Source organism: Dinghuibacter sp. (assembly GCF_035492835.1).
Taxonomy (GTDB): Bacteria; Bacteroidota; Bacteroidia; order Chitinophagales; family Chitinophagaceae; genus Dinghuibacter.
In genome coordinates, this window is sequence record NZ_DATJIY010000015.1 from 17497 (window position 1) to 33096 (window position 15600).

General features: G+C 59.5%; 11 protein-coding genes. 3 read left to right on the forward strand and 8 right to left on the reverse strand.

Annotated features, from left to right (window positions below):
• Positions 1-6: 6 nt before the first annotated feature.
• Positions 7-882 carry an AraC family transcriptional regulator gene (locus VL547_RS01500; RefSeq protein ID WP_325574419.1) on the reverse strand — a complete coding sequence of 292 codons (876 nt, stop codon included), beginning with the start codon at positions 880-882 and terminating at the stop codon, positions 7-9.
• Positions 883-1017: 135 nt separating this feature from the next.
• On the opposite strand from VL547_RS01500, the gene VL547_RS01505 reads away from it, so the two are divergent.
• Positions 1018-2184 (forward strand): AGE family epimerase/isomerase, encoded by a 1167-nt coding sequence (locus VL547_RS01505; protein ID WP_325574421.1) that lies wholly within the window; start codon positions 1018-1020, stop codon positions 2182-2184.
• Positions 2185-2364: 180 nt separating this feature from the next.
• Positions 2365-2586: a helix-turn-helix transcriptional regulator gene (locus VL547_RS01510; protein ID WP_325574423.1), complete on the forward strand. Its 222-nt coding sequence runs from the start codon at positions 2365-2367 to the stop codon at positions 2584-2586.
• An 11-nt stretch (positions 2587-2597) separates the two neighbouring features.
• Here VL547_RS01510 and VL547_RS01515 read toward each other — a convergent pair whose 3' ends face one another.
• From VL547_RS01515 to VL547_RS01545, 7 genes are all read right to left on the reverse strand, one after another.
• On the reverse strand, positions 2598-3758 hold the full coding sequence (locus VL547_RS01515; RefSeq protein ID WP_325574425.1) for a formylglycine-generating enzyme family protein: 1161 nt from the start codon (positions 3756-3758) through the stop codon (positions 2598-2600).
• 113 nt (positions 3759-3871) lie between these two features.
• Complete coding sequence (locus tag VL547_RS01520; protein ID WP_325574427.1) at positions 3872-5308, reverse strand: sulfatase; 1437 nt, start codon at positions 5306-5308, stop codon at positions 3872-3874.
• A 9-nt stretch (positions 5309-5317) separates the two neighbouring features.
• The gene (locus VL547_RS01525) at positions 5318-6760 is read right to left on the reverse strand and encodes an arylsulfatase (RefSeq protein ID WP_325574429.1); all 1443 of its coding nucleotides are present in this window, start codon (positions 6758-6760) and stop codon (positions 5318-5320) included.
• 1 nt (position 6761) lies between these two features.
• Positions 6762-8588: a RagB/SusD family nutrient uptake outer membrane protein gene (locus tag VL547_RS01530; RefSeq protein ID WP_325574431.1), complete on the reverse strand. Its 1827-nt coding sequence runs from the start codon at positions 8586-8588 to the stop codon at positions 6762-6764.
• Between the two features lie 18 nt (positions 8589-8606).
• Positions 8607-12023, reverse strand: coding sequence for a TonB-dependent receptor (locus VL547_RS01535; RefSeq protein ID WP_325574433.1), 3417 nt, complete (start codon positions 12021-12023; stop codon positions 8607-8609).
• Between the two features lie 136 nt (positions 12024-12159).
• Positions 12160-13239 (reverse strand): FecR family protein, encoded by a 1080-nt coding sequence (locus VL547_RS01540; RefSeq protein WP_325574435.1) that lies wholly within the window; start codon positions 13237-13239, stop codon positions 12160-12162.
• A gap of 83 nt (positions 13240-13322) precedes the next feature.
• On the reverse strand, positions 13323-13940 hold the full coding sequence (locus VL547_RS01545; RefSeq protein ID WP_325574437.1) for an RNA polymerase sigma-70 factor: 618 nt from the start codon (positions 13938-13940) through the stop codon (positions 13323-13325).
• 313 nt (positions 13941-14253) lie between these two features.
• Here VL547_RS01545 and VL547_RS01550 point away from each other — a divergent pair, with 313 nt between their 5' ends.
• A complete protein-coding gene (locus tag VL547_RS01550; RefSeq protein WP_325574439.1) occupies positions 14254-15600 on the forward strand; it encodes a DEAD/DEAH box helicase in 1347 nt (448 codons plus the stop codon).

Here is a 15600-nt window from a genome sequence, read left to right on the forward strand (position 1 = left end):
GCCCCGTTAAATGAAGATCCTGCTGCCCGAGAAGTTCTCGCGGAACTCCTTTGGCGTACAGCTCTTCTTCTTTTTGAAGATCCGGTTGAAGTTCGAAATATTGTTAAACCCGCAATCATACGCCACCTCCGCGATGCTGTGCGTGCTCTCGATCAGCATCCGGGACGCATTCCCCAGCCGGATTTCATTCAGGCTGTTGATGAACGTGCTGCCCGTGCGTTTCTTGATAAAACGGCTGAAGGACGCCTCGGGCATGTTGGCGATCCTGGCCACCTCGGCCAGCGTGATGGGTTTGCTATAGTTGTCGTTCATGTATTGAAAGACCTTTTCGATGCGCCGGCTGTTGAAGTGCAGGGTGCCGCTGTTGAACGAGGCGTCCGACAGCGTACGGATGTTCCTGGAGGTGGAGAGGTCGTGGAGGATGGAAAAGAGCTCGAGCACCGAATCGAAACCCGTCTTGCGGTTGAGCAGCAGGATGCGTTCCTTGAGCCTTTCGATGGTTTCCTTGGCAAAAAGTACCCCCCGCTGGCCATGCTCCAGCATGGTCCGTATAAAGCTCAGCTGGTTCTTGCGCAGGAAGCGTTCGTCGAGGAGGTCCTTATGGAACTGGATGGTGACCTCGGTGATTTCCTTGCCTTCGCATTGATGGGTGAACCAGGCGTGGGAAAGGTTGGGCCCGACGAGGACCAGCTCCAGGTCGTCGATCACCTCGATATGGTCGCCAACGATCCTTTTGGCTCCCCTGGCGTTGATGATAAGGTTGAGCTCGTATTCTTCGTGATAGTGCAATGGAAAGTCGAACCTTGTCTTCACCCTGGAAAAGATCATAAAGCAATCGTTCTGGGTCAGGGGGGTGATTTCCCTGATGATGTTCGTGTTCATGCGTTGAAAGTAAGTACTTCCGTGCGTTTTGGCAAGGAGGATGTTAAAATAATACCACAAGGGTTATCCTGTCGGTAGGACATTTATTAAAAATCGAGTCAAAAAGTGTTAAAATAGTATATATTTTGAGCCAATATGACGATTGACCTATACGCCAAAGCCCTGCAATCCATCCTCGACTTTTGGAGCACCCGGGCGGTCGACCCGGAGGGCGGATTTTACGGCCGCATTACGTCCGATAACCGGGTGGAACCCGGGGCGCCCAAAGGATCGGTGCTCAACGCCCGTATCCTATGGACCTTTTCCGCGGCTTACCGGTACGATCCCCAAAAGGCATACCTCGCCGCCGCCCGCCGGGCATACAACTTCATCAGTTCATACTTTATCGACAGAGAAAACGGTGGCGTTTACTGGTCGGTCGCCTCCGACGGCAGACCGCTCGACACCAAGAAACAAATCTACGCCCTGGCTTTCGCCCTCTATGGCCTGAGCGAGTACCATGCCGCCACGGGCGATCCCGAAGCCCTGCGGGAGGCGATCGGCCTTTACCGGGACATAGAGGCGCACAGCCTGGACTCAGTAAGCCACGGCTACTGGGAAGCGTTTTCCAGGGACTGGCAACCGCTGTCCGACGTCCGTCTCAGCCTTAGGGACGTCAACGAGCAAAAGACGATGAATACCCACCTCCACGTCCTGGAGGCTTACACCAATCTATACCGCGTCTGGCCGGACATCGGCCTTCGGGAACAGATCGACAAGCTGCTGGGCATTTTTCTGGACCATATCATCGACCCCGCGACGCACCACCTGGTCCTGTTCTTCGACGAAGCATGGCATTCGCGGTCCGACACCATCTCCTACGGACACGACATCGAAGCCTCGTGGCTCCTGCCGGAGGCCGCTCACGCCATCGGCAGCCGGGAGGAGGAGGTGTGCGCGACCGGCCTGTTGCTGGCGGAGGCCGCCTCGGAAGGGCTCGCCCCGGACGGTTCGCTGTGGTATGAATACGAACCCGTAAAGGACCATTGGAGGCTGGAAAAACACTGGTGGGTCCAGGCCGAAGCCATGGTGGGTTTCCTGAACGCCTGGCGGGTCAGCGGGGACGACCGCTGGAAGGCCCGGTTCGAGCGCGTCTGGACATTCATCGACGCCCATATCGTCGACCGGGTAGGCGGTGAATGGTGGTGGGGGGTGTTGGCGGACAACACGCCGATGCCGGATGAGGACAAGGCCGGCATCTGGAAGTGCCCATACCACAACGGCAGGGCCCTTTTAGAGGTCATTCAACGGCTCGTTGGTTGAAATGCCTACCTCGTTTGTTTTTTTATAGAAATAGTAAAAAAATTGAACTATTTTCAGATTGTGGCCGGTTACGGCTACATATAATATCCTGAAAATGTAGACTTTAATACCCAAGCCAGTAAGTCAGCGTCAATGGATAAGGAACAAAAACTCATATTGCAGAAGAAGTTAGGAGCTCGTTTGCAACAACTCCGCGAGAGCCAGAAGCTGGCGCTTCGTGAGTTATCCTATCGTTGCAACCTCGACCACAGCAAGATCGGGAAGATCGAAAAGGGCAGAATGAACATCACGCTCAACACCTTGTTTGAGCTGTCGGATGCCCTGCAGGTCCACCCCCGCGACTTGTTTGAATTCGATGTAGAGCAGCCTGTACAGGTAGTGGCCGCCGCCGTCGCAGAATAGCGCGTGGTCTTTTACCTGGACGATACGCATCGAAACCCGGTGTGCTCCAAACCTGTGTCCGGAGATGTCTTCATCCGGGAGGACACGCGATATCCTTTGCAGTAAGCGGCATTGCACAGGAAGGATCCTCCGCGGACCACCTTCTTGGGTACGCCCGGCTCCATGGGGTCATTGCCGGCCGTCGGTCCCTTCGGGTTGACCGCGGTAGCCCCGGATATCGACGCATAGTAGCCGTCGTCATACCAATCGCTGCACCATTCCCAGGCATTCCCCGCCATATCGTACAACCCATAGCCGTTGGGGGCGAAGCTGCGTACCGGCGCGAGCCCGTAAAAGCCGTCCCAGCGCGTATTTCTGTCGGGGAAATTGCCCTGCCACGTATTGGCCTTCGGGTGGCCGCTCGTGATGTCTTCGGCGCCCCAGGGATAGGGTAATCCGTGCAAGCCTCCCCTGGCCGCAAATTCCCACTCCGCCTCGGTGGGTAGTCGTTTGCCTGCCCAGCGCGCATAGGCGGCGGCGTCGGTCCAGCTCACCTGGACCACGGGATAATTGTCCTTGCCTTTTATATTGCTGTGTGGTCCTTCGGGATGTCTCCAATCGGCGCCCTTGGTCCAGGTCCACCACTGGCTGACGTCATCCAAAGGGACGGGGTGATTGGGCGGCGTAAACACCAACGAGCCCGCGACGAGCACGCTGTCCGGCGGCTTTGGCGTGCCCGGTGGGACTTGTTTTTTGAGCTCGTTCCAGTCGGGTTTTATTTCCGCCGTCGTGACATAGTGCGTGGCCTCGACGAATGCCCGGAACTGGGCGTTGGTGACCTCGCTGGCGTCCATCCAGAAACCGTCCAGCTTCACCGGGTGCGCGGGGTACTCGTCGGGGCGGCCTTCCCGGTCGCCGGCGCCCATGCTATAGGTGCCCGCGGGGATATATACCATGCCTTCGTGCGACAACGCCTTGCCCGCGCTTGTATCCGCGGCCGGTTTCCCCGCGCCCGAATCCGCGCGCATTTTCAGGGCCGCCGCGATCGCGGGCCGGGCGGGCAGGTTACCCTCGCACGACATGGCCTTGGCTTGCGCCTGTTTGACCGCAGTATCCGCCACCGCGGCGTTGCCGCCGCTGCCGCCCTCCGCGTTGCCCCCGCCTCCCCTCACGCAACCGTACAGGAGGAGCATTGAAAAGCCTATTATTTTTGTAGAGTAACCCATAGTACAAATATGCGGCTTTTTTGCGTCTCCGCGCGGACCGCCGCCGCGCCGCGCCGCCCGGCGTCTCACGGCAACCGCGCTCACGGCAGCCTCGCCGGCGCGCGACACCCCGTACACGGCACGTGCGTGATATCGTCACCCAGGTCGGCCTTATATTTCTCCACCAGCGCCATCAATTTCCCGACGATCTCCGGGTGGTCCGCCTGCACGTCGAGCATCTCGCCCGGGTCGTCCGCCAGGTCATACAACGCCAGCGGGACGTCGGTTTCCGCGTACCTGCCGGGCCGTCCGTCCTTTCCGGGCATATAGGTCTTATACGTCTGGCTGCGGTGGGGCACCACCAGCTTCCACCGCCCCTTGCGTACGCCTTCGAGACTGTTGGCGTGGTAGTAGTACACCAATTCGTCCCGTGGATTGGCGCCGGGATCGCCCTTTAAAAGGGTTAGTATATCCACACCGTCGATAGGATTGACCGGCATGGCCGCGCCCGTGACGTGGACTATGGTGGGCAATACGTCCAGGGTGGCGGCTATCCTGTTGCAGATCGTGCCCGCGGGGATTGTCCCCGGCCAGCGCATGATACATGGTTCGCGCTGCCCGCCTTCCCAACTGGTGCCCTTTCCCTCGCGGAGCCCGCCGGTGTTCCCCGCGTGGTTCCCGAAGGTCAGCCAGGGACCGTTGTCGCTGGTAAATATGACCAGGGTATTCTTATCGACGCCGGCCTCGCGTAAAGTGCGCATGACTTCACCCACCGACCAGTCAACCTCCGTCATGACGTCCCCGAACAGCCCCAGCCCGCTCTTGCCCCGGAAGGCCGGGGACGCCATGATCGGCACATGGACCATCGAGTGCGCCAGGTAGAGGAAGAAGGGTTTGTCCTTGTGCTTCCTTATGAATTGGCAGGCCCTGCGGGTATAGATGCCCGTGAGCTCCCCCTGGTCGTCGAGCGTACGGATATACCGGACGACCGAGTCCCCTTCCATCAGCGGCAGGGGCGGGTATTTCGACCGGGGATTGGCGGAATCGGTTATGGGCGTGCCGTCATAGTCCACCGGCCACATGTCGTTGGAGTAGGGGAGACCCAGGTATTCGTCAAAGCCATAGTGGATGGGCGTAAAGGGGGCCTTACTGCCCAGGTGCCACTTCCCGATCATACCCGTATGGTAACCCGCGGCCTTGAGCAAAGAGGCAATGGTCGCCTCCCCGGGGTTCAACGCTATTTTGCTCCACGGCGCGAACGCCCCCGAGATCCCCAGCCGGTTGGGATAGCAACCGGTGAGCAACGCGGCCCTCGACGCAGTGCACACCGCCTGTGCCGCATAGAAGTTCGTGAACCGCATGCCTTCCGCCGCCAGCTGGTTGATGTTGGGCGTATGGTACAGGAATCCGTTATAGCATTCGGGGTCCCCGTAACCCATGTCGTCCATGAAGATGATGACGATGTTTGGCTTGGTCTGGGCTGACGCGACGTTCAGCAGGGAAAGGCCAAGCACCAGGGTCAAAGTATATCGGATCATGCCCGTAATTTACGGCATTCGGTGTTCGCCCGCGAACGGAAAAAGCGCCGACGGCGTGTGTTCGGCCTGCATGATCCCTGTCAGGGTAGCGGTGACGTCCGGGTGCTGTGCCGACACGTCGTGCCGTTCGCCGGGGTCCGTCAGCAGATCGAACAGTTCGAACTTGTCGCCCTTGTCGACCTGCGTCCGCACGCCCTTCCACCGTCCCTGCCGCACGGCCTGCTTGCCGCCGTCCTCGTGGAACTCCCAGTACAGCCAGGGATGGACCGTTTGCGTACCCTTGCCCGTGAACGTCGGCGCCATGGACAAACCATCGGTCCAGGGCGACCGCGTCCCGGCCAGCGCCGCGAACGTCGGCATCATATCCCAGAAGGCGCCGACAAAAGCGTTTTGGCTACCGGCACGCACATGCCCCGGCCAACGCGCGATAAACGGCTCCCGGATCCCGCCCTCGTAGAGGTCGCGCTTGGCGCCCCGCAACCCGTCCGCGCTGTGGAAAAAAACGGGGTCGTTGCCCCCTTCGCCCGAGGGCCCGTTGTCGCTGGTGAAAATGACGAGCGTATTCTTGTCGATACCCAGGGCGCGGAGCCTGGCCATGATCTGTCCGACATACAGGTCCAGCCGGGTGACCATGGCCGCATACGTCGCCTGGGGATAGAGCTGTGATTGGTAACCCGCCACCACCGCCTGGGGGCCGTAGTCGTTACCGCGATGCGGTTTCTCGGGGAAACGCCCCTTGTACGATTCGAAGATGCTGTCGTCCGGGACCGCCAGCTCCGCGTGGGGTAGCGTGTAGGCGGCATAGAGGAAGAAGGGCTGCCCATGCGCGTGCGCGTCGATAAAACCCAGGAGCTTTTGCTGGATCACGTCCGGCGCATACGTCGCCTCGCGCTCCAGGTGGCCGTTTTCCGGCAGGTCGACCCGCCGGTCGTTGTCCCAAAGGTGCGACGGGTAATAGCGGTGGGCTTCGCGCTGACAGTTGTATCCGTAGAATTCGTCAAAGCCTTGCCGGACCGGGTCGCCGGCGCTGCCGACGGGTCCCAGCCCCCACTTCCCGAAAGCGCCGGTGACATACCCCGCGCGGTGTAGAACCGCTGCCATCGTCACCGTGGTGTCCGGCAACGGCTCCTGTCCCTCGGGTTGTATCTCCTTATTGCCCCGGATATACGCGTGCCCGGTATGCCTGCCCGTGAGCAACGCGCACCGCGACGGCGCGCAGACCGCCGTACCCGCGTACATCTGGGTGAACGTCATCCCCTGTGCCGCCAGCTTGTCGATATTGGGCGTCCGGATCAGTTGCTGGCCGTACGGTCCCGTGTCCCCGTAGCCGAGGTCGTCGGCCAGGATAAAAACGATGTTGGGCCGCTGCTGTGCGTGTTGCGCCTGCTGTGCCGCAACCGGAACGGCAGCCCACAGGGCCGCCGTTCCAAGAAGTATGCGTAGGGTCTTCATATTACCATCCGGGGTTTTGCTTCAGGGTCTTGTTGAGCGTCAGCTCCTGCGAAGGTATCGGTTCCAGGTAATACTGGGGTTGCCAGCCGACGGGCGCAGGGAAGAATTGTACATAACCCGACGGGCCGCCGCCATAGATGCTCAGCTTGTTGCCATAGCTGGCGTTGCTGACGTGCACGCCCAACTGCGGTTTGTTCAGATAGGCGCCCTTTGCCCAACGCTTGAGGTCGTTGAACCGGAAACCGTCACCCATCAATTCGACGCGCCGCTCCCTGCGGATTTCCCAGAGGACGGGATCGACGTCGGGGTCGCGGTTGGTGTCGAAGCCGGCGTCGATGGAAGCTACGGTCATGGCAGGCAATCCCGCCCGCGGCCGCAGCTTATTGATGGTCTGGTCGGCGACCGCCTGGGTAAACGAGCCTTCCTCCGCCATGGCCTCGGCATAGTTCAGCCAGACCTCCTCGATACGGAGCAGCGGGCACGCCGTGGTGGAATAGGAGCTGGCGTCCAGCGGATACCGGTTGAACTGTTTCCAGTAGAAATAGCCCAGCTGGCTGATCGCCTGTGGCTGGCCGTTGTTGTAGAGATAGAAGTGCGGCACTTCGCTGATGACCGTCCCCGTGTTCTCGTTCTGGCTCCACTGGACCATCGGGAGCGGTTTGTTCGATGGCGTGCTGAGCGTATCCATCATGTGGATGTATTCCGCATCCGCCGGATTGGCGGTATACGACCAGGTATAGTTCGGGCTACCCACGGTCACCGTGTAGGGCGGGATCACGGTAAAGTATAAACGGCGGTCCCGGTTCCGGAACTCGGTGAACATCGTCGAGTCGCCCGCATAGACGGCGCTGGTCGAAACCGGTCGCCCGTCGGCGCACAGATAGCTGGCCACTGCGTCCTTGGTCATGTCGAGGTTTTCGGAGGTGCTGCCCATCAGCCGCGGGCCGAATTCGTGGTCGGTGAGGTTGGGCGCATACAGCTTGTAGAGGATAATGCCCGGCTGGCCAGCCAGCGTCAGGGAGTTGTATACGAGGTCATAGCTCGACATACAGGTCTGGTATTGCGTCATGACCTTTTGGGAATATGTGGCGCAGGCCTGGAGGTACATATCGGCGTTGGGTAGGTTGTGGTACTTCCGGTACGTGCCCTCGAAAAGCCCGAAGCGGGAGATGAGCGCGTCGATACACGCCTGGTTGACGGTATTGGCGCCATCCGGCGTCCCGGTACCGATATTGGCGTCCGCCCACTCCAGGTCGCTCAGGACGTTTTGGGCCACCGTATCCCGCGACGTGCGGGGGCCAAACAGCTGGGCCGTCGAATCTTCGTTGAGGGTATGCGCGATCCAGGGCACGTCCCCAAAGGCGGCGATCAGGTCATAGTACCGCAGTGCCCGGAAGAAATACCCGACGCTGCGCCAGTGTGCCTGATCGGCGGCCGCCAGCTGCGCGTTGTTGATGGCGTCGAGCATGACGTTCACCTGGCGGATGTAGGAGAAATCCCAACCCGAGATCACGAGCTCGCTCGTCGCGCCCCCGGTGGTGGGTATGATCTTGGTGTCGTTGATATAGGCGGATTGATACCCGATCAGGGTCTCCGCCATGTTATCCGAGTTGCACTCCTGGCTGAGCAGGTTGGCGGGATAAAAGCCGTTCCCCCCGTAGCCGGTAAAGTAGTCATACAACCCCCAGGCATACGTCTGGAAATTGGTATAGGTGACCAGTGCATTGGCGACCGTGAGTTGTGTTTTGGGCTGCTGGTTCAGGAGGTCCTTCTGACAGGCGCCCAACAGGAGACCGGACAAGAGGGTGATGTATGTATATTTTTTCATCGTTCTGAATTATGGTCGTTAGAAAGTCAGGTTTACGCCAAAGGAGGTCCTCCTTAGATACGGATATTGAAGACCCGATCCCTGGTCGGTCAGCCCTGGCTCCAACCCTTTGGGCAAATGGTCGAACAAGAACGGGTTTTCCACGCTGCAAAAAACATGAAAGCCGTGGAGGCGGGCCATCTGGATGATCCGGGCCGGGAGCGCATAGTCCAGCGTGAGGTTGCTGACGCGCAGGTACGCGCCATTTTGCAGGAAACGCGTCTGTACCTGCTGGTTGAACGACTGGTTCCCGGCCGCCTGGTCGTAGATGCGGCCGTAAAAAGCGTTGGTATGGGAGGGTGTCCAGTAATTCAGCTCGTTCGTATAGACCGTCCCGAACTGGTTATAGTTCGGAAAGGTGAGGACGCTGGGCATGTTCAACTGCTGCTTCCCAACCCCGGTGATAACAAAGCTGAACGACAGTTGCTTGTATGAAATACCGCCGTTGATCCCATAGACATACCGCGGATTGCTGTTGCCAATGATTCGTTTGTCCCCGGAGCTGTCCAGTGTATTCAGCCCCTGGTAAACCGTTCCCTTGCCACTGTAATCCTTGTACACGATGTCCCCCGGATTCGGCGCTTCACCCTGGAAGTGCGGTACGCCGGCCTTGAGCGTTCCGCCCGTCAGGTTGCTGTTGAGCGTACCGGAGACGAAGTCGTCGCTTGTATAAAAGCGGTCGGTGGTATATCCCCAGATATCGCCCACGTGCTGACCCACGTAAAAGGTGGACAATGAATTCGTCGGATTGCCGTCAAACCGGGTAACCCAGGCTTTGTTGTCCGACAGGTTCACGCCCAGGTGAAAACGCACGTCATTTCCGATGTGATCGCTATACGTCAGCTGAATGCCATATCCTTCGGTTCGCAGGCTGGCCGTATTTTCCAACGGGGCGCCGGTGCCCAGGTCGGCGGGCAGGGGCGTGGCCCCGGGGGCAAGGATGTTCCGGGTGTCCCGGCGGTACCAGTCAAAGGTACCGGTGAGCCTGTTGCCGAATAACCCGAAATCCACCCCGTAGTCCAGGGTCTCTACTTTTTCCCAGGTAAAGCTCGAGCTGATGATACCCGGCGAAGACAAGCCGGTCAGGTAGGCCGACGTGCCCGTCAGCCAGGACGGCTGGGTACCCGAGATCGTAGGTATATACGAATAAGGTGAAATATTCTGGTTACCCACGCTGCCGAAGGAAGCGCGGATCTTCAGCTCGGACAGGGCGGGCTTCAGTGCGCTCATAAAACCCTCCTTTGACATCCGCCAGCCAACGGACCCTGAAGGGAAAAAGCCAAAGCGATGACCGGGGGGAAAGTTGGAAGACCCGTCATAACGGCCCGCGACCTGTAGCAGGTACTTGCCCATGTAGTCGTAATCGAGCCTTCCGAAGTACCCTCTCAGCGAATAGGCGGAGTAATTATCGGCCGACTGGAGCGGCCCCGTGGCCGTGCTGATCGAGGGTTGACCGGGGGCGATGACGCCGGTCCGTTCGGTCCAGAAACCGGACGTCGTGTTTTCTTCCTGGTTGAAGCCGGCCATCGCCGTTACGTTGTGGTTGCCAAAAGAACGGTTATAATTTGCATACAGGTTGAACGATTGGTAGACCGTAGTCTGACTGAGCACCTGGTAAAGGCCGGTACCGGTGTAGGCCGACTGAAAGTTGGCCGGCGTCACGACCGTCAGCTGCTTGTTGTAGTTCTGCTGGTTATTTTGCAGGTTGTCATAGGTATATTCCCCTGTCAGGGTAAAGCCCTGGAAAGGCCGCAAAACGCCCCGGCCGGTGAGCCGGAGGTCGCCGTTCTTGGACACATTGGGGCTCCCATACGTTATTTCGTTTTTGGGGGTGCCATTGAGGCCCATGACGCCATTACCGGCTGCGATGGAGTCGGCAATCGGGGCCAGGGTGGGATAGGTAACGGCGCTGTAGAATTGGTTGTTGGAAGGGGTGGATAAAACTTCGTTGAAATAGTTGGTGTTCACCTGTGTGGTGAACCAGGACGTCACATCGGTGCTGAGCGCCGAGGACAGGTTATAGCGTTTGAAATAATCCTGGTGGGCGCTGGGATCGAGGATGCCGTTCTCATCCGTGTGTCCGAAGGCCATGCGGTAAGTGGTTTTGTCGCTCCCGCCCGTCACCGAGAGGTTGTGCTGCATCTGGAAGGCGCTGCGGCCAAGGAGGTCTTTCACCATGTCCGTAGCCACCAGGGGGTAGCCTACGCCGCCGATATAGTCCACTCCGTTGGGATACCGCGCACCCGGGTTCTGGATGGAGTCATATAGCTTTGTCCATAGCGCTACGTTTTGCCCGGACCAGTAGCTCGTCGTTCCCATGTCCTTCAGCGATTGGAGGAACTGTTGGGGCGAGGCCTTGACCGGCAGGTTGACTGCCCGGGCGATGGTCAGGTTGTTGCTATAGCTGAACTGTGGCGCCTGGTTCTTCCGCCCTTTTTTGGTCGTCACGAGGATGACGCCGAAGGCGGAACGGCCGCCATAGATGGCTGCGGAGCCCGCGTCGTTGAGTACCGTAACCGTCTCGATATCGTTCGGGTCGATCAGGTTTAGCGGGCCGTTGAACGGCACGTTGTCCACAACGATCAGCGGACCGCCGGCGCTGATGGTGCTATTGCTGATATTGAGGTCGGTGGCTCCCCGGATATTGAGGCTGGTGGAGGCGCCCGGCTGGCCGGACGGCAAAGTGACGTTGAGGCCCGGAACGACGTTCATCATCAGCTCGGAGACGGTACTGACCGGCCGGTCGCCCAGGACGTCGTCCATCTTCACCGTGGATACCGATCCGGTTACGTTCCCCTTCCGTTGTGTCCCGTAACCCACGACCACCACGTCGTTCAGCCCTTGTGAAGAGGGGTGCAGCGTAACGTCGATCACGGGCCGGTTCCGGATAGTCTCCTGCGTATTGTCGTAACCGATGTAGGAGAAAATGAGCACCGCTCCCGCTGGCACGTCCAGCGTATAGCGTCCTTCCTTATCGGTCACCGTTCCGCGGTCGGTACCCTTGATCCGGATGGAGGCGCCCTCGAGCGGAACGCCTTTATCGTCGAGGACCCGTCCGCCTACATGGAGTGGCGGGGGTGGCGTGGCCTCGGCGGGGACTGCCGGCCTGGCCTGTAGGACGACGGTTTTGTCGACGATGGACCAGGTCAGCGGCAGGTCCTTCAGACAAACCGACAAAGCCTCGCTCAGGGAAGCATCCTTTAATCGGACGTCCACGTTCCGGAACGTGGACAGCAGCTCGCTTCGATAAAAGAACTGGTAGCCGCTCTGGCGCTCGATTTCCTCCAGGACGGTCTCCAGCGGAGCGTTCTTCCGTTGGATCGTGATGCGTTGTGAAAGCCCGTGAGCGCTGACCTGCAAGCAGGCGGCCAGCATCAGGGCGGCAGTCAGTTTCATAACCAGTAGTGTTTGCACTTTCATACTTTTGCAGTGTTTGGGTTTTACTTTGTGGTGATTCTTACCGGATGATTACAGGGGCCCGAACATCCCGCCAGGGGCGCCGCGAACGCTCCTGGTTTTTTGTTGGGGGCCTTTATCGGATGGTCAGGGTTTTACCCGTCAGGGTGAATGACACGCCATTGAGCTCGAGGATTTTTAAGAACTGGGAAAGGTTGACATGCCTGGACAACCGGCCATGGAAGCGCTCCCGGGCGGAACCGGGCGGATAGGTCACGTCGATATCATACCAGCGCGCCGCCTGCCGCAACAGGACCGCCAGGGCAACGTCATCGCATTGGAAAAGGCCGTTCTTCCAGGCGACGGCCTGGGCAGTGTCGGCTTTTGCCGTCACGACGCCGCCCTCTGCCTGCTCGCCGGGATGGAGGAGGACCGACCGGTTGCCCGTGCGCACGGCGACGACCCCCGCCAGCAGCGTCGTTACTTCCCGGGGCTCGTTTGTATAGGCCATCAGGTTGAAGCGAGTGCCCAGCACCGTTACCTCCGTGGCGGGCGTTTGCACCCGGAAGGGCCGTGCCGCTTCACCCGCGACCTCAAAATAGGCCTCTCCGGTCAGGGCGACCCTTCGTTCGTTGCCGGTAAAGACGGTGGGGTAGGTGAGGGTAGAGGCGGCGTTCAGCCAAACCATAGTCCCGTCCGGCAACCGGAGCCGGTACTGCCCGCCCTTTGGCGTCGTCAGCGTGTTGACCGATGGCGTATCCGTGGAGACGCCCTGGTATTCCAGCTCCCCGCCGGCCGGTTTCCTGATCCTGACGCCGCCCTGGATCGCCACGAGGCCGGACCCCGCGCTGTCGAGCGGTACGACAGAGCCGTTAGCGAGCCGCAGGTAAGCCTGGTCTTTACCGGGGGGGATTTCCACCGGTGCGATACCGACCACCCGCGGCCTGTGCCGCGGCACGCCGTACCATATGGCCGCACCGGCCAGACAGGCCGCCAACGGGAGCAGCCAACGGAGCCGGTGCACGCGCGGTGGCGTCGCCGCGTCGATACGGCTCCACAACGCTTCTCCAAGGGCCGCTTTTTGCTCCGGCGACAATTGCTCTATGAGCCCGTCATCCGTGTCGAACGATCGGTACCAGGCTTGCAGCTCCGCCGCTTCTTCGGGGGTAAGCCGCGCGGCCCGGTCCAGTAAATAGGTGAGTCGATGAAGATCCATACGCCGTTGTACCGCTGGCGGACGCGTACCCCCACTGCCGCGGGGAATTTTTTTTACGCCAACGGCTTTTACGCCATCGGTTTCTACGCCATCAGCCCCGCGGTCAGCCCAGAGGCCATCGCCACCGCCAGCAACGGCGCGGCGTCCATGGCCCCGAATTCCCGGCGGAGGACCTTCAGCGCTTTGTTGATGTGTCTTTCTACGGTGTTGGGGGAGATATTGAGCTCCAAGGCAATCTGGCGATAACCCAGACCCTGTTCCCGGCTCAGGAGAAAAACCTGCCGGCACTTTTCCGGCAACCGGAGGATGGTGTGCTGCAGGGCGTCGTTCAGCTCCCGGTACTCGGCGATGCTCAACGCGTCCTCCGTAAATCCGGTCAACCGCAAGGCCTCCAGCCGCTGGTAATTCCTTTGTGTTATATAAGAACGGACCTTGTTATAGACCGCCAGCTGCACCGACCGGTGAAGATAGCCGGCCACGCTGTCCCTGATCTCGAGCGCGCCCCGGCGGTTATAGAGGCTTACAAATATATCCTGCACCACCTCCTCGGCTTCCTGACGCACCTTCAAACGCCGGTAGGCATCGTCCAGCAGGGCCGGCCAGTGGCGCCTGTACAACGCTTCAAAGGCCTTCTTGTCCCCCCGGGAGGCGCGCGCCCACAGCATTTCATCCGTCAGTTCCGGTTGTCCCTCGGCAGTCATCGTACATGAAATTAATCAAAACGCGCAAACACCGTACGCGCAACCGGTTGCGCTATTTTTTGTAAACAATTTCTATTTCACTTTTCCCTAAGGGTGGCGTACGACGCGGACAAAGGCGCGGTTTTGCGCGCCAATAATCGATATGGCATGCAATGGTTCAATCGGGCGGGACGGCGCGATCGTTTACCAACGTACGGGAGGGGACGAGCACAGCCTGGAACCCCTGGAGACCCTACTCAGGGCCCGGCTAGAATAGATAACGACAATTTGGCAGATACGGCGTATCTTTGCCCAAATTAAACAGGCACATACCTTGGATTTTATTGACTTTGGCTTTGACGATGACTTGATGGATGGGATTGATTCGATGGGATACGTAACGGCCACCCCCGTACAAGAACAGGTAATCCCCCCCATTCTCGACGGCAGGGACATCATCGCCTCCGCCCAAACCGGCACCGGCAAAACGGCTGCCTTTCTCCTGCCCATCATCCATAAATTACTTACCCTTCCCCACGACGTGCACCAGGTGAACGCCATGGTCATCGTCCCGACGCGGGAGCTGGCCATCCAGATCGCGCAAATCCTGGAAGGCATGCTTTATTATACCGACATCAGCTCGATTGCGGTGTACGGCGGGAGCGACGGGAGTCTTTTTTCCGCGGAAAAAAAGGCGCTGTCCACCGGCGTGGATATCCTGATCTGCACGCCCGGCCGTATGTTGACCCACCTGCGGATGGGTTACGTAAAGACGGGTGGCGTAAAATACCTGGTCCTCGACGAAGCCGACCGCATGCTCGACATGGGCTTTTACGAGGACATCGTCCAGATCATCTCCTATCTCCCCGATAAGCGGCAGAACCTCCTGTTCTCCGCGACCATGCCGCCGAAGATCAGGGACCTCGCTCGTCGCATATTGCACGACCCGCTGGAGGTCAACATCGCGATTTCCAAACCGCCGGAAAGGATCAATCAACAGGCTTTCGTGGTCTATGAACCGCAAAAAGCGCCCCTGATCAAGTACGTCCTGCGGCTAAAGGAATTCAACAGCGTGCTGATCTTCTGCTCGCGCATACAGAACGTAAAGAATCTGTACCGGGAACTCAAGCGCTCCAACTTTTCCGTGGGCGAGATCCACTCCGACCTCGAACAGAACCAACGCGAAGAAGCCCTGTCGCAGTTCCGCTCCAAACGACTGAAGATCCTCGTGGCGACGGATATCCTGAGCCGCGGGATCGACATCGACGACATCGACCTCGTCATCAACTACGACGTCCCCAACGACGGCGAGGACTACGTGCACCGCATCGGTCGTACGGCCCGCGCTGAAACCGACGGCACCGCCTATACGTTCATCACCGAGCAGGAACAACGCAAGTTCGCCCGGATCGAACAGTTGATCGGCAAGGAAGTCAACAAGGCAAAGGTACCCGACGAGTTCGGCTCCGTTCCGGAATACAACCCGAAGAGCAGTCGTGGCGGTGGAGGTCGCAACAGCAAACACAAAGGAAAAGGTGGTGGCCGGCCGCAAGGCCATCATGGCGGCAAACCCAAAGGCGGCGGCGGCCAAAATCGCGGCGGCAGTGGTCAACACCGTGGCGGCGGACCCAGGCCCCCGCAGGGCGGCGGTCCCAAACCCCAGCCCGCCCCGCAGTCCTAG

Coding starts and splice junctions, on each gene's coding strand:
- VL547_RS01545 (WP_325574437.1), bottom strand. CDS start 13,940: ATGACTGCCGAGGGACAACCGGAACTGACGGATGAAATGCTGTGGGCG.
- VL547_RS01520 (WP_325574427.1), bottom strand. CDS start 5,308: ATGATCCGATATACTTTGACCCTGGTGCTTGGCCTTTCCCTGCTGAAC.
- VL547_RS01515 (WP_325574425.1), bottom strand. CDS start 3,758: ATGCTCCTCCTGTACGGTTGCGTGAGGGGAGGCGGGGGCAACGCGGAG.
- VL547_RS01505 (WP_325574421.1), top strand. CDS start 1,018: ATGACGATTGACCTATACGCCAAAGCCCTGCAATCCATCCTCGACTTT.
- VL547_RS01530 (WP_325574431.1), bottom strand. CDS start 8,588: ATGAAAAAATATACATACATCACCCTCTTGTCCGGTCTCCTGTTGGGC.
- VL547_RS01540 (WP_325574435.1), bottom strand. CDS start 13,239: ATGGATCTTCATCGACTCACCTATTTACTGGACCGGGCCGCGCGGCTT.
- VL547_RS01535 (WP_325574433.1), bottom strand. CDS start 12,023: ATGAAACTGACTGCCGCCCTGATGCTGGCCGCCTGCTTGCAGGTCAGC.
- VL547_RS01525 (WP_325574429.1), bottom strand. CDS start 6,760: ATGAAGACCCTACGCATACTTCTTGGAACGGCGGCCCTGTGGGCTGCC.
- VL547_RS01500 (WP_325574419.1), bottom strand. CDS start 882: ATGAACACGAACATCATCAGGGAAATCACCCCCCTGACCCAGAACGAT.